Annotated in this window: 12 protein-coding genes and 1 riboswitch; of the genes, 3 read left to right on the top strand and 9 right to left on the bottom strand. The window is 72.2% G+C overall.

The annotated features are described in order from the left end of the window. Window positions 1-191 precede the first annotated feature (191 nt). Window positions 192-325, bottom strand: a riboswitch (cobalamin riboswitch). Between the two features lie 395 nt (window positions 326-720). Continuing rightward, window positions 721-1827, top strand: coding sequence for an alpha/beta hydrolase family protein (locus BU198_RS14795; protein WP_188297310.1), 1107 nt, complete (start codon window positions 721-723; stop codon window positions 1825-1827). 652 nt (window positions 1828-2479) lie between these two features. Beyond that, window positions 2480-3805, top strand: a complete 1326-nt coding sequence (locus tag BU198_RS14790) for a hypothetical protein (protein ID WP_188297309.1) — start codon at window positions 2480-2482, stop codon at window positions 3803-3805. A gap of 177 nt (window positions 3806-3982) precedes the next feature. On the opposite strand, the gene BU198_RS14785 is transcribed toward BU198_RS14790, so the two are convergent. The 9 genes from BU198_RS14785 to BU198_RS14745 form a co-directional block, all read right to left on the bottom strand. Further along, complete coding sequence (locus BU198_RS14785) at window positions 3983-4861, bottom strand: CDP-alcohol phosphatidyltransferase family protein (protein ID WP_401091193.1); 879 nt, start codon at window positions 4859-4861, stop codon at window positions 3983-3985. Further along, a complete protein-coding gene (locus BU198_RS14780; protein ID WP_049655656.1) occupies window positions 4848-5540 on the bottom strand; it encodes a phosphatidylserine decarboxylase in 693 nt (230 codons plus the stop codon). Before BU198_RS14780 ends, BU198_RS14785 begins: the two co-directional genes overlap by 14 nt. Before the next feature lie 488 nt (window positions 5541-6028). After that, window positions 6029-7231, bottom strand: a complete 1203-nt coding sequence (locus BU198_RS14775; RefSeq protein WP_188297308.1) for an acyl-CoA dehydrogenase family protein — start codon at window positions 7229-7231, stop codon at window positions 6029-6031. A gap of 208 nt (window positions 7232-7439) precedes the next feature. Continuing rightward, window positions 7440-7943: a MaoC family dehydratase gene (locus tag BU198_RS14770; RefSeq protein WP_188297307.1), complete on the bottom strand. Its 504-nt coding sequence runs from the start codon at window positions 7941-7943 to the stop codon at window positions 7440-7442. Window positions 7944-7954: 11 nt separating this feature from the next. Next, window positions 7955-8968, bottom strand: a complete 1014-nt coding sequence (locus BU198_RS14765) for an HpcH/HpaI aldolase/citrate lyase family protein (protein ID WP_188297306.1) — start codon at window positions 8966-8968, stop codon at window positions 7955-7957. A 42-nt stretch (window positions 8969-9010) separates the two neighbouring features. After that, on the bottom strand, window positions 9011-11059 hold the full coding sequence (locus BU198_RS14760; protein WP_188297305.1) for a protein meaA: 2049 nt from the start codon (window positions 11057-11059) through the stop codon (window positions 9011-9013). A 10-nt stretch (window positions 11060-11069) separates the two neighbouring features. Then, a complete protein-coding gene (ccrA, locus tag BU198_RS14755) occupies window positions 11070-12407 on the bottom strand; it encodes a crotonyl-CoA carboxylase/reductase (protein WP_188297304.1) in 1338 nt (445 codons plus the stop codon). 369 nt (window positions 12408-12776) lie between these two features. Next, entirely contained in the window at window positions 12777-13700 is a 924-nt protein-coding gene (locus tag BU198_RS14750; RefSeq protein ID WP_188297303.1) for a TetR family transcriptional regulator, read from the bottom strand. Window positions 13701-14032: 332 nt separating this feature from the next. Next, complete coding sequence (locus tag BU198_RS14745; protein ID WP_188297302.1) at window positions 14033-15808, bottom strand: 3-hydroxyacyl-CoA dehydrogenase family protein; 1776 nt, start codon at window positions 15806-15808, stop codon at window positions 14033-14035. Between the two features lie 594 nt (window positions 15809-16402). Between BU198_RS14745 and BU198_RS14740 the strand changes: the two genes are divergently transcribed. After that, window positions 16403-17035: RING-HC finger protein (locus BU198_RS14740; RefSeq protein ID WP_317620125.1), on the top strand; the 633-nt coding region annotated here is incomplete at its 3' end.

The following is a 17035-nucleotide window of genomic DNA, read 5'->3' as shown; positions in this document are numbered from 1 at the left end:
CGCGACGGCGCCGAGCGCGAACGCGGCGGCGCGGGTCAGCTGGCGCGGGGCCGACGTGGGTGGGGCCACCGGGCGCGGGGTCAGCGGGCGCACGGCGGAAGGCAGCTCGAAGTCCGGCGGGGCGGGGCAGCCTGCATCGGGTGCGTGTCCTCACTCAGGGTCCGCGCCCTGGATCGACGTGACGGGGGCGAGAGTCTCCTGGCTTCCGGGTCGGACGCACCCTCGGAGCCTTCCAGCGGCCTTCGACGGCCCGCCGTGGCGATGTTCCGAGCGTGCTCCCCGGTGACAGTGGCGGGACCGCGCCGGACTTCCACCGGCTTCCTCTCCATGCCTCCGTTTGGCCTCAGGATCCCATCACGGGCCGGAAGCGGGAGTCAACCGAGGTCACGGAGGGGTTGGTCACACGCGGACACCGCTGACGACCCCTCCGATCGTCCGGCCCGGCACCGGCCCGGTCCGGTCTCGCCGGCTCCCGTCGCCGCTCTCGCTCGCCACTCTCGTGACTCTTGTGACTTTTCACCGGGACGAGCCCGTCCCCTTCCACCGGGCACCTCCGACCGCCCCCGTCCTCCTCGCCGCCGGCTTCTGGCACCTCCTCAGCACCGCCGGGGCATCGCCCGCATGACCCGGATGGCCCAGTCCGGTGGCCGGGCGGGCGGGGCGCCGGTGAACTGGTGCCCGAGCACCGTCCGGTGCGTGAGCAACAGAGCGGGGAGCGAAATGCGTTGGGGAACCGCCGCCGTCGTGGCGGCCGCCGCGGTCGGGGCCGCCGTACTGGTGGTCGGCCGCCGGGCCTCCGAGCGGATGGTCCGTCCGGCGACCGCCGTCCAGGAGTCCGGGCCGGTCGTGGTCCGCAGCCTCGCTCCCGGACGGGTCACCTTCTCCCGCGGTCCCGAGAGCCTGCGCCCCGGCCGCTGGGCGGTCGAGTGGGCGGACGGCGGGCACGCGGTCGTCGAGGAGGTCCTGCACCGCGACGAGCAGAGCGTCACCCGCCGGCTGGTCCGCGCCGACCTGGGCACCCTCACCCCCGGCACCGAGGTGCGCTTCACTCCCCGCGTCCACCTCGGCGACCCCACCGAGGCGCTCGGCCTCGCCTTCACCGACACCACGGCGGACGGCGAACTCGGCGCCCTGCCCGCCTGGCGGCTCGACGGCCGGCGCGGCACCTGGGTGATCCTGGTGCACGGCCCGGAGTCCGACCGCGGACAGACGCTCCCGGTGCTCCCCGTCCTCGACCGGCTCAGGCTGCCTGTCCTCGCCGTCACCTACCGCGGTGACCAGGGTGCCCCCGCCTCCCCGGACGGGCTCAGCCACTTCGGCGAGACCGAGTGGCGCGACATCGAGTCGGCGGTACGGCTGGCACTCGACAACGGTGCGGGCAAGGTGATCCTCTACGGCTGGTCCCTCGGCGCCACGATGGTCCTCCAGACGGCGGCCCGCTCGGCCTGGTCGTACGCCATCCGCGGGCTGATCCTCGACTCGCCCGTGCTCGACCTGCCGGCCTCCGCCCGCCGGGACGCCGCCCGGGCCGGCTTCCGGGGCGTCGCCGCCGAACTCGGCGCCCTCGCCGCGGAGGGTCGCACCGGCGTCGACCTCGCCGACTTCAGCCGGATCGCCGAGGGCACCGACCTGCGCGTCCCCACCCTCCTCCTGCACAGCCCGGCAGATCCGATCGCCCCCTTCCGCACTGCCGAGAAGCTGGCCGCCGCCCACCCCGACGTGGTCAGCCTCCGGGCGTTCCCTGGCGCCGGCCACGCCACCCTCTGGAACGCCTCCCCCGATCACTACACCGAGCTTCTCCGCCGCTGGCTCACACCGCTTCTCTAGGGCGGGAGTGGCCGTGGGGGAGAGGCCCGCCGGGCTCCGGCGCTTTTCCCGAGAGCTTCACCCGTTCGCGAATGAACGTTTCTCTATTTCGCCGGGCGGCACGAGAAGTCGAACCGGCCGACTTCTCGTGCACTATGACCCCGCCGGTCCGTGCGCCATCCGTCCGGATTGGGGCTGGACAGCCCCGCCGGGCGTTGGCGGAACGGGATTCCCCCAGGAAAACCACCCCCTCGGTCGGGGCAAAAACTTGCCCCTCCTCCCCACCCCTGTCGCTACACGGTGTGACCGGTCGGGCATTCCCGGCGACGGAGGCGCCTTGGATGGCATGGCCGTGTCACATGTTTCCGGCCAGGCAGTTTGCCGTGGTTGCCCGATCTTGCGGAGGTGGCACAGGCGGTCGCCCGGTCGTACGGACAACCGGATGTGACAGAAGGCCGGTACAAGGGGAAGACTGCTCGACGTGACGTCTCGGAACCCGCGCGACCGTGATGCCCCGCTCCCGCCGACGATCGGTACCGGTGCGACGGTGACCCGTCTCCCCGGAACGGCCCAACGGCCCGCCGGTGGCAGGCAGGGCGGGGCGGGTGTCCCCCGTAACGGAGTACCCCGGCGACGAGGGCCAGCTCCGGCTCCCGGTCGGGGCCGGGTTCCCGTGCCGGAAGGCTTCCCGGCACCCTCCGAGCTGGCGCCGCTGGCCCGCCGGATGCTGGTCGACGCCGTCCGGATCGCCCGCTGGGCCGGCGAGCTGTCCGAGGTCGACAAGCGCGGCGAGCTGCTCCCGGACGACGCCCGGACGGCGGGCCGGGCGCTGGCCATGACCGTCGGCGCCGCCGCCAAGGCCTGGGGACAGGCGCTGCTGGTCGGCCTGGTGGAGGCCCGGGACGGCGGAGCCGGCCCCGGCTGGCGCCTGCACGCCTGGGAGCACGACGACGAGGCCGTGGTACGCGGCTGGTCGGCGCTGTTCGACGCCTGGACCCTGCTCGCCCCGGTGCCGCCCGCCGCGCTGCGCGGCGTGTTCGCCGTACTGGCCGGGCAGGCCGTGGACCAGGCCCCGCAGCTGCTCTCCTTCCTGCACCTGGTGGACGGCCCGGTCGCCGAAAGCGAGCTGCTGGAGCTGCTGCGCCGCGGACTCGACGAGCGACGGGTCGGCGCCGGTCTCGGCGGGCCGGGCCTGTCGCCCGTGCCGCACGCCGCCTCCGCCGTCTCCGCCGTCCGCGGCACCTGCCGGGCGCCGCAGATCGACACTCCGCCCGCGCCCTCAGACGTGGCCGCCGTCCTGGACTGGATGCTGGACGGCCTGGCGGCGGTCGGCGCCCTGGTGCGCAGGAACGATGCCGCAGAGCTGTCGCCGCTCGGCCACTGGGCGGTGCGGGCGAAGCTGGAGGAGATCTGCACGGTCGCGCAGACCGCGGCCGGGCACATCGAGCAGAGCGCCTTCGAGCTGCTGAACGCCTGCGCGGACTACTCGCCGGGCCCGGCCCGCGCCGAGTTCCGCGCCTGGGTCGCGGCGCGTCCGGCGGACCGGGCGGTGGGCGAGTTGCTGGACGCCGCTCAGGGCGACGACGCGCTGGTGCGCGGGCTCGCTTTCGAGGCGCTGCGGGTGGCCGGGGGGCCGGCCGAGCAGGCGGTGCGCGCGTCGGTGGACGAGCCGGTGCTGCGCCCCTACGCGCTGCTCTGGCTGGCGGAGCGCGCGGACGAGGGCGTCTCCCCGGCGGACGTGCTGGGTGCGGAGGACGCGGCCTGGCTCTGGGTGGACACCGCGGCCGCGGTGCTCGACCACGGTGAGACGGAGCTGCTGGTGGGCCACGTCGAGGGCGCCTCGGCCGGCGACCCGGTCCGGCTCTTCGCCAGGGCCCGGCAGTCCGGGCACCCGCGAGCGGCCTCGGTGCTGACGGCGGTCTCGGGCGTGCACCCGGATCCGGTCGTGGCCCGGGCGGCGCGGCGCTCGGCGTTCAGCGTGCACACCGGTGGCGCCTGAGTTTTATGACAATTGCGGAGGAGTTCGGGGTCCGCAGCGACGGCCGACCCGGCGTCCGCACCGACGGTGTCTGAGCCCGTACCGACGACGCCCCGGCTGTCCCGGCCGTTGTGACACACGAGAAAGGGCCCGGAACCAACAGGTTCCGGGCCCTGACTCTTATGACAATTGCGGGGCTCAGCCGACCCGCGACTCCGCCCGCCGGGCGCGGACGTCGCCGACCTTCTGCCCCACCTTGCGGCGGATGACCAGCAGCGGCGCCATCGCGGCGAGAGTGATCTGGGCGAACGCACCGACGTGCATCAGCCTGTCGCCGCCGGGCAGGCCGGTGGCCCACGCGGCCAGGCAGCCGATGGAGACCACGATCCAGCAGAGCGTGGCGGTGGCCAGCAGCCCCTGCGGCTTCGGGTACTCGATCCGGCTGACCATCAGGTACGCCGCGCCGAAGATGGCGAGCAGGCCGGGCAGGAACGGCGGGTCGAGCAGCACGATGGCGATCACCGTCATCGCGCCCATCGGGCAGGGCATGCCCTGGAACACCCCGGGCCGCATCTTCACGGCCGAGAAGCGGGCCAGCCGCAGCACCACGGCGAGCAGCACGGTGATGGCGATGAGCGCCGACAGCTTGCTGTTGGAACCCTGGGAGACCATGCCCCAGACCGCGACGAAGTAGGCCGGCGCGATGCCGAAGCTGATCAGGTCCGCGAGGTTGTCCAGTTCCGCCCCGAGGGCCGAGGAGCGCAGCTTGCGCGCCACCAGGCCGTCGAAGAGGTCGCACATCGAACCGATCAGCAGCAGCGTGACCGCGGTGGCGGCGCTGTGCCGGTCCGGAGCGGCGTCCGGGTTGGTGATGTGCGGGACCAGGACCCCGGTGGTGATCGAGTAGATCGCCAGGAAGCCGCAGACGGCGTTCCCCAGGGTTAGGAAGTCGGCGGTGGACAGGTGCTGGGGAGAGCGCGGAGCACGCAGCTCGCGGTCGCGCGCCCAGCGGCGGCGGCGCAGGGCCGTCTCCTCGTCGTCCAGGCCGACGATTGTCTCAGGATCAGTCACGGTCAAGGCGCGTCACCCCGGCTGTGGTCTTCTGGCCGACCTCGACGCCGACCTCGACGCCGGCCGGCAGGTAGGTGTCGACCCGGGACCCGAACCGGATCAGACCGATCCGGTCGCCCTGCTCGACCTTGGTACCGGCGTCGACGTACGGCACGATGCGGCGGGCCACGGCCCCCGCGATCTGGACCATCTCGATGTCGCCGAGCTCGGTGTCGAAGTGCCAGACGACCCGCTCGTTCTGGTCGCTGTCCTTGTTGAACGCGGGGACGAAGCCGCCCGCGACGTGCTCGACCGACGTCACCGTGCCCGGCAGGGGCGCGCGGTTGACGTGGACGTTCAGCGGACTCATGAAGATCGCGACCCGGGTGCGGCCGTCCGGCCAGGCATCGATGCTCTGCACCACGCCGTCGGCGGGGGAGATCACTCTGCCCGTGCCGATCTCACGCTCGGGGTCGCGGAAGAACCACAGCATGCCCGCGCCGAGAGCGCAGGCGGGTACCGCAGCCAGGGCCCACTTGCCGCTGCGCCTGGTGAGGGCGGTGGTCACGGCGGCCGTGGCGAGGGTGGGGACGAACCAGGGGGTGGCTCCGCGCGCGATGGTCACGCGGGGTCGCCGACCGGCCGTCGGGGCTGCGAGGGCATCGCGGTCCGTGACGGAGGTGTGAGGGGACGGGCTGATGGGCATCGAAGACCTTTGTCGCGGGGGATCATGGCCGCTGGACGGGGGCCACCGCGGAATCGGTAATAGAGGGACGGCTTGCTGTCCCGGTGGATGCTATCGGGAGCACACGGTGGGTGGGCAACCCGCCTGCTCGTTCAGGTGTCCGGTGGCGGCGCGTGTGCGCGTCCACTCCTACGACCGTAGCTCGGCCCGGTCCGGTTCCCAAGGGCCCGGACACGCCTGGTGACTCTTGTCTCAACGGGTGGGCGAACGGAACCCGGTGGGCGTAACGGCCGTAGCGGCCGCGAGCAGGTGTGCGGAAGCGGCCGCAGGGCGCGTCGATGCAGATGTACGCCCTGGGGCCGCTTCCGGAGGGCCGTGCCGGACCCTGGCGGACCAGGCCGGGCCCGTGACGGGGCACGGCGCTCCGCCGGGACGGGCCCGCACGCCCGTCGACCGGCGGTTCGAGGGGCCGTCCGGCGACGTGGTCCGTCGAACGGGCGGCCGGGGGGTCACTCGGCGATCCGGTACTCCTCCAGGAGCCGGCGTCCGACGATCATCTTCTGGATCTCCGCAGTACCTTCACCGATGAGCAGCATCGGGGCCTCGCGGTAGAGGCGCTCGATCTCGTACTCCTTGGAGAAGCCGTAGCCGCCGTGGATGCGGAAGGAGTCCTCGACGACCTCCTTGCAGTACTCGGAGGCGAGGTACTTGGCCATGCCGGCTTCCAGGTCGTTGCGCTCGCCGCCGTCCTTCTTGCGGGCGGCCATGACCACCATCTGGTGGGCGGCCTCGACCTTGGTGGCCATCTCGGCGAGCTTGAACTGGATCGCCTGGTGCTCGGCGATCTTCTTGCCGAAGGTGGAGCGCTGCTGGGCGTAGGAGATGCCGAGCTCGAAGGCGCGGCGGGCGACGCCGCAGCCTCGGGCGGCGACGTTGACGCGGCCGACCTCGACGCCGTCCATCATCTGGTAGAAGCCGCGGCCGGGGACGCCGCCGAGGACGCGGTCGGCCGGGATCCGGACGTCCTGGAGGATCAGCTCGGTGGTGTCGACGCCCTTGTAGCCCATCTTCTCGATCTTGCCGGGCACGGTCAGGCCGGGAACCGCGGGGTTCGGGCCGAAACCGGACGCCTTCTCGATCAGGAAGGTGGTCATGTTCCTGTACGGGGTGTCGCCGCCCTCGTCGGTCTTGCAGAGGACCGCGACCAGGGTGGAGGTGCCGCCGTTGGTGAGCCACATCTTCTGGCCGTTGAGGACGTAGAACTCCCCGTCCTTGACGCCCTTGGTGGAGATGGCCGAAACATCGGACCCGAGGCCCGGCTCGGACATCGAGAAGGCACCGCGGATCTCGCCGGCCGCCATCTTCGGCAGGAAGTGGTCCTTCTGCTCCTGGGTGCCGTGGGCGTTGATCATGTGCGCCACGATGAAGTGGGTGTTCACGATGCCGGAGACCGACATCCAGCCGCGGGCGATCTCCTCGACCACCAGGGCGTAGGTGAGCAGCGATTCGCCGAGGCCGCCGTACTCCTCGGGGATGGTGAGACCGAAGAGGCCGAGCTGCTTCATGCCCTCGACGATGGCGGTCGGGTACTCGTCCTTGTGTTCCAGCTCGGTCGCGACCGGAATGATCTCCTTGTCGACGAAATCCCGCACGGTGGCGAGGATGTCCCGCTGGATCTCGGTGAGGCCTTCGGTCTGTGCGAGGCGTCCCATCGTGCGGCTCCGAAATGGTCTGAGGGTCTGCGGAAGGTCGGGGAATCCCCGGGGGGGGGGATTGCGGGGGCCCTGCCGGCGTGGCTGCGGCAGCAGGGCCCCCGGTACCGGGTGGGGCGCGGCCGATGACGGCGGCCTGCCCGTCCGGGGTCTCTCGGCAGGGGGGACCCTCCACGGGCGGAGGGTCCCCCCTATAAAGGGGAGAGGATCAGGAGAGCGGGGTCGGACGGCCGGGCTGCTCGCCGCCGCGCTCCGTGGTGTACGTCTCGGTCGGCACCATCACCTTGCGGCGGAAGACGCAGACGACCGTGCCGTCCTGCTTGTACCCCTTGGTCTCGACGTACACGATGCCGCGGTCGTCCTTGGACTTGGACGGCCACTTGTCGAGCACGGTGGTCTCGCCGTAGACGGTGTCGCCGTGGAAGGTCGGCGCGACGTGGCGCAGCGACTCGATCTCCAGGTTGGCGATCGCCTTGCCGGAGACGTCCGGGACGGACATGCCCAGCAGCAGCGAGTAGACGTAGTTGCCCACCACGACGTTCCTGCCGAAGTCCGTCGTCTTCTCCGCGTAGTTGGTGTCCATGTGGAGCGGGTGGTGGTTCATGGTGAGCAGGCAGAAGAGGTGGTCGTCGTACTCGGTGACGGTCTTGCCCGGCCAGTGCTTGTAGACCGCGCCGACCTCGAACTCCTCGTAGGTGCGTCCGAACTGCATGCCTCGGGCCCTCAGCTTTCCGGGATCTCGAACTTGGTGGTGCGCTGCATGCCCGCGGCCCGGCCCTTGCCGGAGACGACCAGTGCCATCTTGCGGCTGGCCTCGTCGATCATCTCGTCGCCGAGCATCGCGGAGCCCTTGGCACCGCCCGCCTCGGAGGTGCAGTAGTCGTACGCGTCGAGGATCAGCTCGGCGTGGTCGTAGTCCTCCTGCGAGGGCGAGTAGATCTCGTTCGCGGCGGCGACCTGGTCCGGGTGGAGCACCCACTTGCCGTCGAAGCCGAGGGCGGCCGAGCGGCGGGCGACCTCGCGGTAGCCCTCCTGGTTGCGGATCTGGAGGTACGGCCCGTCGATCGCCTGGAGGTCGTTGGCGCGGGCGGCCATCAGGATGCGCATCAGGATGTAGTGGTAGGCGTCGGCGCCGTAGCCCGGCGGCTGCTCGCCGACGACCAGCGACTTCATGTTGATGGAGGCCATGAAGTCGGCGGGGCCGAAGATGATGGTCTCCAGCCGGGGCGAGGCCTCGGCGATGGCGTCGACGTTGATCAGGCCCTTGGCGTTCTCGATCTGCGCCTCGATGCCGATCCGGCCGACCTCGAAGCCCATGGTCTTCTCGATCTGGGTGAGCAGCAGGTCGAGCGCCTTGACCTGCCCGGCGTCCTGGACCTTGGGCAGCATGATGCAGTCGAGGTTGGGGCCGGCGCCCTCGACCACGGTGATCACGTCCCGGTAGGTCCAGTGCGTGGTCCAGTCGTTGACCCGCACGACGCGGGTCTTGCCGCCCCAGTCGCCGTTGTTGAGCGCGTCGACGATGTTGTGGCGGGCGCTCTCCTTGACCAGCGGGGCGCAGGCGTCCTCCAGGTCGAGGAAGACCTGGTCGGCGGGCAGGCCCTGGGCCTTCTCCAGGAAGCGCGGGTTGCTGCCCGGCACGGCGAGACAGGAGCGGCGCGGGCGCAGGCGGTCCAAGCCGGCGGCGGAGCCGCTCGAAGGAAGGGTGGTGGCGGGCGACGGGTGGGGAGCAGTCATAAGAATCGAGGGTTCCTTCCCAGTGGTCAGCTGGTCAGCTGTTCAGTTCGTGGCCGCGGTCGGTGCGGGCGTCCACGGCTGGAGCTTGTTGGCCAGCCGGATCTCGTCCACGATCCGGCCGATGATGGTGGTGATGCCGAAGTCCTTCGGGGTGAACACGGCGGCGACGCCGGCGGCCCTGAGGGCCTCGCCGTCCGCTGCCGGGATGATGCCACCAACGATCACCGGGACATCCTCCACCCCGGCGCGGCGCAGCCGCTTCAGGACGTCGGGCACCAGCTCGCTGTGCGCGCCGGAGAGGATGGACAGGCCCACGCAGTGCACGTCCTCCGCGACGGCGGCGGAGACGATCTGCTCCGGGGTCAGCCGGATGCCCTGGTAGACCACCTCGAACCCGGCGTCGCGGGCCCGGACGGCGATCTGCTCGGCGCCGTTGGAGTGCCCGTCCAGGCCGGGCTTGCCGACCAGCAGGCGCAGTCTGCCCGCGCCCAGCTCCTCGGCGGTCGCGGCGACCGCGGCCCGGACCTGCTCCAGCTCGCCGCCGGGCTCGGCGGCCACGGCGACGGGGGCGCCTCCCACGCCGGTGGGGGCGCGGTACTCGCCGAAGACCTCGCGCAGGGCGAAGGCCCACTCGCCGGTGGTGACGCCGGCCCGGGCGCAGGCGAGCGTGGCCGGCATCAGGTTGGCCTCGGTGGCGGCGACGGCCTTGAGTTCGGCCAGCGACGCCTGGACGGCGGTCTCGTCGCGCCCGGCGCGCCAGGCCTCCAGAGCGGCGAGCACGGACTGCTCGGAGGCCGGGTCCACCACCATGATCGCGGTGTCGAGGTCGGCGGTGAGCGGGCTCGGCTCGGTGGTGTCGAAGCAGTTCACCCCGATGATCTTGTCCTCGCCGGACTCGATCCGGGCCCGGCGGGCGGCGTGCGAGGCGACCAGGTTGGACTTCAGGTAGCCGGACTCGACGGCCGGGATGATGCCACGGTTGCCGGCCTTGGCCCCCATCTCCAGCACCTTGGCGATCTCCGCCTCGGCACCGGCCAGCAGCTCGGCGGTCTTGGTCTCGACGACCTCGGAGCCGTTGAAGAGGTCGCCGTACTCCAGCAGGTCCGACTCGTACGCCAGCACCTGCTGGATGCGCAGCGACCACTGCTGGTCCCAGGGCCGCGGCAGGCCGAGCGCCTCGTTCCAGGCGGGCAGCTGGACGGCCCGCGCCCGGGCGTCCTTGGAGAGGGTGACGGCCAGCATCTCCAGGACGATCCGCTGGACGTTGTTCTCCGGCTGGGCCTCGGTCAGGCCGAGCGAGTTCACCTGGACGCCGTAGCGGAAGCGGCGCTGCTTGGGGTCGGTGACGCCGTAGCGCTCCAGGGTGACCTTCTCCCACAGCCGGGCGAAGGCGCGCATCTTGCACATCTCCTCGACGAAGCGCACGCCGGCGTTCACGAAGAAGGAGATCCGGGCGACCACCTCGCCCATCCGCTCGGCCGGCACCTGGCCGGAGTCGCGCACGGCGTCGAGCACCGAGATGGCGGTGCACATCGCGTAGGCGATCTCCTGGACGGGCGTGGCCCCGGCCTCCTGGAGGTGGTAGCTGCAGATGTTGATCGGGTTCCACTTGGGGATGCTGCCGACCGTGTAGGCGATCATGTCGGTGATCAGCCGCACCGACGGGCCGGGCGGGAAGACGTGCGTCCCGCGCGACAGGTACTCCTTGACGATGTCGTTCTGGGTGGTGCCGGTGAGCTTGGCGACGTCGGCGCCCTGTTCCTCGGCGACCACCTGGTAGAGCGCCAGCAGCCACATCGCGGTGGCGTTGATCGTCATGGAGGTGTTGGTCCGTTCGAGCGGGATGCCGTCGAACAGGGTGCGCATGTCGCCGACGTGCCCGACCGGGACGCCGACCCGGCCGACCTCGCCGCGGGCGAGCACGTGGTCGGAGTCGTAGCCGGTCTGGGTCGGCAGGTCGAACGCGACGGACAGGCCGGTCTGGCCCTTCGCCAGGTTCCGCCGGTAGAGCGCGTTGGAGTCGCTCGCGGTGGAGTGGCCGGCGTAGGTGCGCATCAGCCAGGGACGGTCACGCTTCTGGGGCTCAGTCATCGGACCCGTCTCACACGTTGCGGAAGCGGTTGATGGCGTCGACGTGCCGGGCGCGGAACTCCGCGTCGCGCACGCCCAGGCCCTCTTCGGGGGCCAGACAGAGCACACCGACCTTGCCCTGGTGCTTGTTGCGGTGCACGTCCAGGGCGGCCTGTCCGGTCTCCTCCATGGAGTAGACCTTGGACAGGGTCGGGTGGATCCTGCCCTTGGCGATCAGGCGGTTGGCCTCGAAGGCCTCGCGGTAGTTGGCGAAGTGCGAGCCGACGATCCGCTTGAGCGACATCCACAGGTACCGGTTGTCGTACTGGTGCATGAAGCCGGAGGTGGAGGCGCAGGTGACGATGGTGCCGCCCTTGCGGGTGACGTACACCGAGGCGCCGAAGGTCTCCCGGCCCGGGTGCTCGAAGACGATGTCCACGTCCTCGCCACCGGTGAACTCGCGGATCTTCGCACCCAGGCGCTTCCACTCGCGCGGGTCCTGGGTGTGCTCGTCCTTCCAGAACCGGTAGCCCTCGGCCGAGCGGTCGATGATCGCCTCGGCGCCCATGGCGCGGCAGATCTCGGCCTTCTGGTCGCTGGAGACCACGCAGATCGGGGTGGCGCCGCCGGCCAGCGCGTACTGGGTGGCGTACGAGCCGAGGCCGCCGCTGGCGCCCCAGATCAGCACGTTGTCGCCCTGCTTCATGCCGGCGCCGTTGCGCGACACCAGCTGGCGGTAGGCGGTGGAGTTGACCAGGCCGGGGGAGGCGGCCTCCTCCCAGGTGAGGTGACCGGGCTTGGGCAGCAGCTGGTTGGTCTTCACCAGGGCCAGCTGGGCCAGACCGCCGAAGTTGGTCTCGAAGCCCCAGATGCGCTGCTCCGGGTCCATCATCGTGTCGTCGTGGCCGTCCGGGGACTCCAGCTCGACCGACAGGCAGTGCGCGACGACCTCGTCGCCAGGCTTCCAGGCGTTGACCCCGGCGCCGGTGCGCAGCACCACGCCGGCGAGGTCGGAGCCGACCACGTGGTACGGCAGGTCGTGGCGCTCGGTGAGCGGCGACAGCCGGCCGTAGCGCTCCAGGAAGCCGAAGGTGGAGACCGGTTCGAAGATCGAGCTCCAGACGGTGTTGTAGTTCACCGCGCTGGCCATGACGGCGACCAGGGCCTCGCCCGGGCCCAGCTCGGGCAGGGCGACGTCGTCGAGGTGAAGGGACTTGCGCGGGTCCTTGTCGCGGCTGGCGAGGCCCGCGAACATCTGCTCCTCGTCCTTGTGGAGCGTCACGGCCCGGTAGGACTCGGGGAGCTTGATCGCCGCGAAGTCCGCCGACGTGGTGTCGGGGCTGAGGATCGCGTCGAGGATTTCCTGCATGGCTGCCTCCGAAGGCGTACCTGTGTGAGGGGCACAGGGCGTCTGGGGGAGCCGGGAGCGGACACCGGCTTCGCTGAAGTGGGTGGTGGGCGGGTCAGGCTGGCGCCCGGGGGTGGACCGGGCCGTTCTGGCACTGTTCCCGGGGTGTGGGAACGCCGGACTACGGCGCGCCGAGGTGGGGAGCCGCGGCGCCGCGACTGGTGGGTAACAAGGTAATGGCACCCTGTGCCACTCGTAAAGACACCGGGTGCCAGAAATTCCGACGGCTTCGGAGGCCGTGTGACGCGCGTTGCGCGGGCATGGGAAAGGCCCGCGCCGACCGTTCGGCGCGGGCCCTCGATATCGCTCTGACCTGCGTGGATGCTGCGCCTACAGCTGCCGGGCGCCACTCAGTGCGGCCCGGATGCTGTCCACCACGACGTCCAGTGGAGCGTCCGTCCTGGCGACTGTGATGAGCACCTCACCTCCGGGACTGGCACTCAGTGCGCTCTCGGCGACGGTGTCCCCGGGGGTCCCATTGGCACCCGGTGCCACCACCGATCCCCGGCGTCTGGCACCCGGTGCGCTGGAGGCCCAGAAGGTCCGCCGGATCACCTCGAAGGAGTGGTCCAGCTGCTCCTCCACGTCGCCCCGGCCACCCGCCCGCAGCCAGCGCCGCAGCACGTGGTTGTGCGCCGCGACCACCGCCGCCGCCGAGACCTCGGCCAGCATCGAGTCGTCCTCGCCGCCGCGCTGCCAGCCGGACGGGATGGACTCGCCGGTGTCGAAGCGCCCCAGCAGGTAGCGGGTGAACAACCGCTCGTAGCGGGCCACCACGGCGATCTCCCGCTCGCGCAGCGCCGGGACCTGACGGATCAGCTGGTACCGCGCGACCGACACCCCCGGGGTGGAGGCGTACATCCGCAGCACCTCCTTGATGCCCCGGCAGACCACGTCCAGCGGGTGCTCCTCCGGCTCGGCGCTGGCCAGCAGGTCGGCCACCCGCACCAGGGTGTCGTCGTGGTCCGGGAAGATCGCCTCCTCCTTGGACCGGAAGTACCGGAAGAAGGTACGCCGGGCCACCCCGGCGGCGGCCGCGATCTGGTCGACCGTGGTCTCCTCGTAGCCCTGCGAGGCGAACAGCTCCATCGCGGCCGTGGCCAGGTCCTGACGCATCTGCTGGCGCTGCGCCGCCGCCCGGCGGCTGCCCGGCCCGCCGTCAGGCCCGGTGCCCCCGGTCGAGGAGGCGGTCCGGTCGGCGCCGCGGTGCGGCCCGGCGGGGTGCTGCGGGGAGGTTGACTGAACCCGATCCATGTCCGGAACGCTACACGGCCCGGACGGCGCGGCTGCGGCCCTTCCCCGCCGGACCGGTGTGACCGGGCCGGCCGCCGCCGGGCGGGGCCAGCGGAAGGACACCGTCCCCGGGCTCCAGCCGGGGCGTGTGGAGGGCACTGAGGACGCTGAGGGCGCGGAGCCGTACGGCGGGGCGCTGTTCCCCGGCGCCGCGCCCGCGTGTGGCTGCGGCCCGGGGGCGTGCGGTCCGGGCGGCTGCGCCCCGTGCGACGACCCGTACGACACCCCGTGCGGCCTCTCGCGCGGCGTCTCGTACGGCGCCTCGTACGGGCCGTCCCCGGCCTGCGGCGTGGTCACCGGCGCGCGTGGTCGCGGAAGCCGCGGCCGGTCTTGCGGCCCAGGCAGCCCGCCGCGACCAGGTGCTCCAGCAGCGGTGCGGCGGCCAGCCCGGGCTCGCGGAACTCCTGGTGCAGAACCTGCTCGATGGTGAGCGAGACGTCCAGGCCGACCACGTCCAGCAGCTCGAACGGACCCATCGGGTACCCGCAGCCGAGCTTCATCGCGGTGTCGATGTCGTCCACCGTCGCGTAGTGCTCCTGGAGCATCCGCACCGCGTCGTTCAGATAGGGGAAGAGCAGCGCGTTGACGATGAAGCCGGCCCGGTCGCCGCACTCCACCGGGTGCTTGCGGACCTCGGCCGTCAGCGCCAGCACGGTCGCGGTGACGTCCGGCGCGGTCAGCACGGTGGAGACCACCTCGACCAGCTTCATCGCCGGGGCGGGGTTGAAGAAGTGCATCCCGATCACGTCCTGCGGCCGCGAGGTGGCGGTCGCGCAGCTGATCACCGGCAGTGAGGAGGTGGTGGTGGCGAGCACCGCGCCCGGCTTGACGATCCCGTCCAGGGTGGCGAACAGCTCCCGCTTGACCGCCAGGTCCTCCGCGACCGCCTCGACCACCAGGTCGACCCCGGCCAGCTCGGTGTACCGGCCGACCGGGGTGACCAGCGCCAGCGCGGCGTCCCGGGCCTCGGCGGACAGCCGGCCCTTGGCCACCGAACGCTCCAGCGACTTCGCCAGCTGCGCCTTGGCCCGCTCGGCCTTCTCCTGGCTGCGGGCGGCCAGCAGCACCGGGCGCCCGGCCTTGGCGAACACCTCGGCGATTCCGGTGGCCATCGTCCCCGAACCGCAGACGCCGACGGTGCGCACCTCCCGGCCCGGCACCTTCGGCAGCGCGGGCCCGGTCGCCGCGTCCACCGGCCTGGACGAGCCCGGCGCCTCGTAGGCGTAGAAGCCGCGGCCGGTCTTGCGGCCCAGCAGCCCGGCCGCGACCAGCTGGCCGAGGATCGGGGCGGGCGCGTGCAGACGGTCCCTGGACTGCTCGTACATCGCCTCCAGCACGGTGCGCGCGGTGTCGATGCCGATCAGGTCGAGCAGCGCCAGCGGGCCCATCGGCAGGCCGCAGCCGAGCCGCATCGCGGCGTCGATGTCCTCCCGCGAGGCGTACCTGGACTCGAACATCGCGGCGGCCTGGTTCAGGTACGCGAACAGCAGGCCGTTCACCACGAAGCCGGCCCGGTCGCCGGCCGCCACCGGCTCCTTGCCCAGGTCGCGGGCGAAGGCGGCGGCGTCCTCGGCGGTCCGCGCGGAGGTCAGCACGGTGCGGACCACCTCGACCAGCTTCATGCCGTGCACCGGGTTGAAGAAGTGCAGGCCGAGCACCCGCTCCGGACGGGCGGTCGCGGCGGCGATCCGGGTCACCGACAGCGCGGTGGTGCCGGTGGCCAGCACGGTGCTCTCCGGGCAGATCCGGTCCAGCTCGGCGAAGACCTCCCGCTTCAGTTCCAGTTGCTCGGGCACCTCCTCGACCACCAGGTCCGCCCCGGCGGCGGCCGCCAGCTCGTGGCCGACCGAGATCCGGTCCAGCAGTCCGGCGCGCTCCTCGGTGGTGAGCCGCTCGCGGTGCACCGCGTGCGCGGTGGCCTCCTTGATCCGGGCCAGCGCCCGGGTGGCCGATTCCTCGGTGGCCTCGATGCCGATCACCCGGCGGCCGCTCTTGGCGACCGCCACCGCGACGCCGGCACCCATCGTGCCGAGGCCGACGACGGCGACAGTGGGGAAGGGACGCTCCATCTGTCCTGACTCCTAGTCATGAAGGGCCCGCGCGTGCTCCGGCGGGCACGCCGCCGCGCCCGTACGCCGGGGGCGGCAGCCGCCGGAGGAGGGTCCACGCGCGGGGGCTGGGGAGATGACGGGGTGTCGGCGCACCCGGGCAGCCGCCGGTCCGCTCCGGCCGAACCGCGGATGTGCCGTGGTGTTCAGGCGCTCGAAGGTGAAGGAAGCGACCCTGAATGAGAGGAGGAACCCGGCCCGCCGCGGTCCGCGGCACCTGCCGGTGAAGGCGTACCGTGCGAGCGCCGGAGAAACGGCGGCCGCGGCCTGCCGCCGGTGCGGCTCCCGAAGCCCGGCGGTGTGGTGCGTGTCCGGCCACTGTAGCGAGGCTACTCGCGAGTAGGAAGAGGTCGGAGCCGGAAAACCGTTCGGGGGCGGGGCGGGAAGCCCCGCGGGACGGGGCGGAAAACCGTTCGGGCCCGGGCCCCGCCGTTCGCTAGGGTGACCGACGCGGGGGCGGCTCCGCGGCGTGCTTCCTTCTCACTCATCTCCAAAATGAACCCGAGTGCGCCCACTCTCCGCCCCCGCTTCGTCGTATCCACCGGGGGAAGAGCTGTGAAGAAGCCGAGCGCCACCGCGCCCGAGACCGGTCTGGACACCTACCTGCTGCGCCGCCACGGGACGGTCCTGGTCGAGCCCGGAGCCGGGCCCGACGAACCGCAGCCCTGGACGGCCCGGGGGCTGGTCGCACTGGAGACCGACCTGGCCGAGCGCGGCCACGTGCTCACCCGCGACCTGCGGGCCGCCCTCGGCCGGCTGCGCCCGGCCGAGCTCGCCACGGCCGGCACCCGGCTGCTGCGGGCCGTCGACGCGCTGCTCGGCGCCGACCGCCGGCACGACCCGCTCTTCCGCCGCTTCCCCGACGGCGTGCCCTCGCACGCACACGTGTCCTACTCGGTGATCATCCGCGGCTACCTGCTCTGCCAGCCGAGCCAGGTCTGCCTGCTCTGCGAGCGCGACAGCCTGGAGGCCGGCATCGGCGCCCTCGCCCCCTGCGCCCACCTGCTCTGCGGTGACTGCTACCAGGACCTGGCCGAGGACGACGGCCGCCGCCACTGCCCGCTCTGCGGCACCCCGCTGGAGCGCGAGCTCCGCCTGTCGCCCGACACCAAGGGCGCCCGTGCCGTCGCCCGGGGCCTGCGGCCCGGGCAGCAGCTCAAGCCGCTGCGTCTGGCCCGGCCCGCCGAC

Origin of the sequence: Streptomyces sp. CBMA156, assembly GCF_014596515.1 — a bacterium.
In the GTDB taxonomy this organism is placed as follows: Bacteria; Actinomycetota; Actinomycetes; order Streptomycetales; family Streptomycetaceae; genus Kitasatospora.
This window is presented reverse-complemented; position numbering and strand designations above follow the sequence as displayed.

Coding starts and splice junctions, on each gene's coding strand:
- BU198_RS14795 (WP_188297310.1), top strand. CDS start 721: ATGCGTTGGGGAACCGCCGCCGTCGTGGCGGCCGCCGCGGTCGGGGCC.
- BU198_RS14750 (WP_188297303.1), bottom strand. CDS start 13,700: ATGGATCGGGTTCAGTCAACCTCCCCGCAGCACCCCGCCGGGCCGCAC.
- BU198_RS14780 (WP_049655656.1), bottom strand. CDS start 5,540: ATGCCCATCAGCCCGTCCCCTCACACCTCCGTCACGGACCGCGATGCC.
- BU198_RS14775 (WP_188297308.1), bottom strand. CDS start 7,231: ATGGGACGCCTCGCACAGACCGAAGGCCTCACCGAGATCCAGCGGGAC.
- BU198_RS14765 (WP_188297306.1), bottom strand. CDS start 8,968: ATGACTGCTCCCCACCCGTCGCCCGCCACCACCCTTCCTTCGAGCGGC.
- BU198_RS14745 (WP_188297302.1), bottom strand. CDS start 15,808: ATGGAGCGTCCCTTCCCCACTGTCGCCGTCGTCGGCCTCGGCACGATG.
- BU198_RS14770 (WP_188297307.1), bottom strand. CDS start 7,943: ATGCAGTTCGGACGCACCTACGAGGAGTTCGAGGTCGGCGCGGTCTAC.
- BU198_RS14760 (WP_188297305.1), bottom strand. CDS start 11,059: ATGACTGAGCCCCAGAAGCGTGACCGTCCCTGGCTGATGCGCACCTAC.
- ccrA (WP_188297304.1), bottom strand. CDS start 12,407: ATGCAGGAAATCCTCGACGCGATCCTCAGCCCCGACACCACGTCGGCG.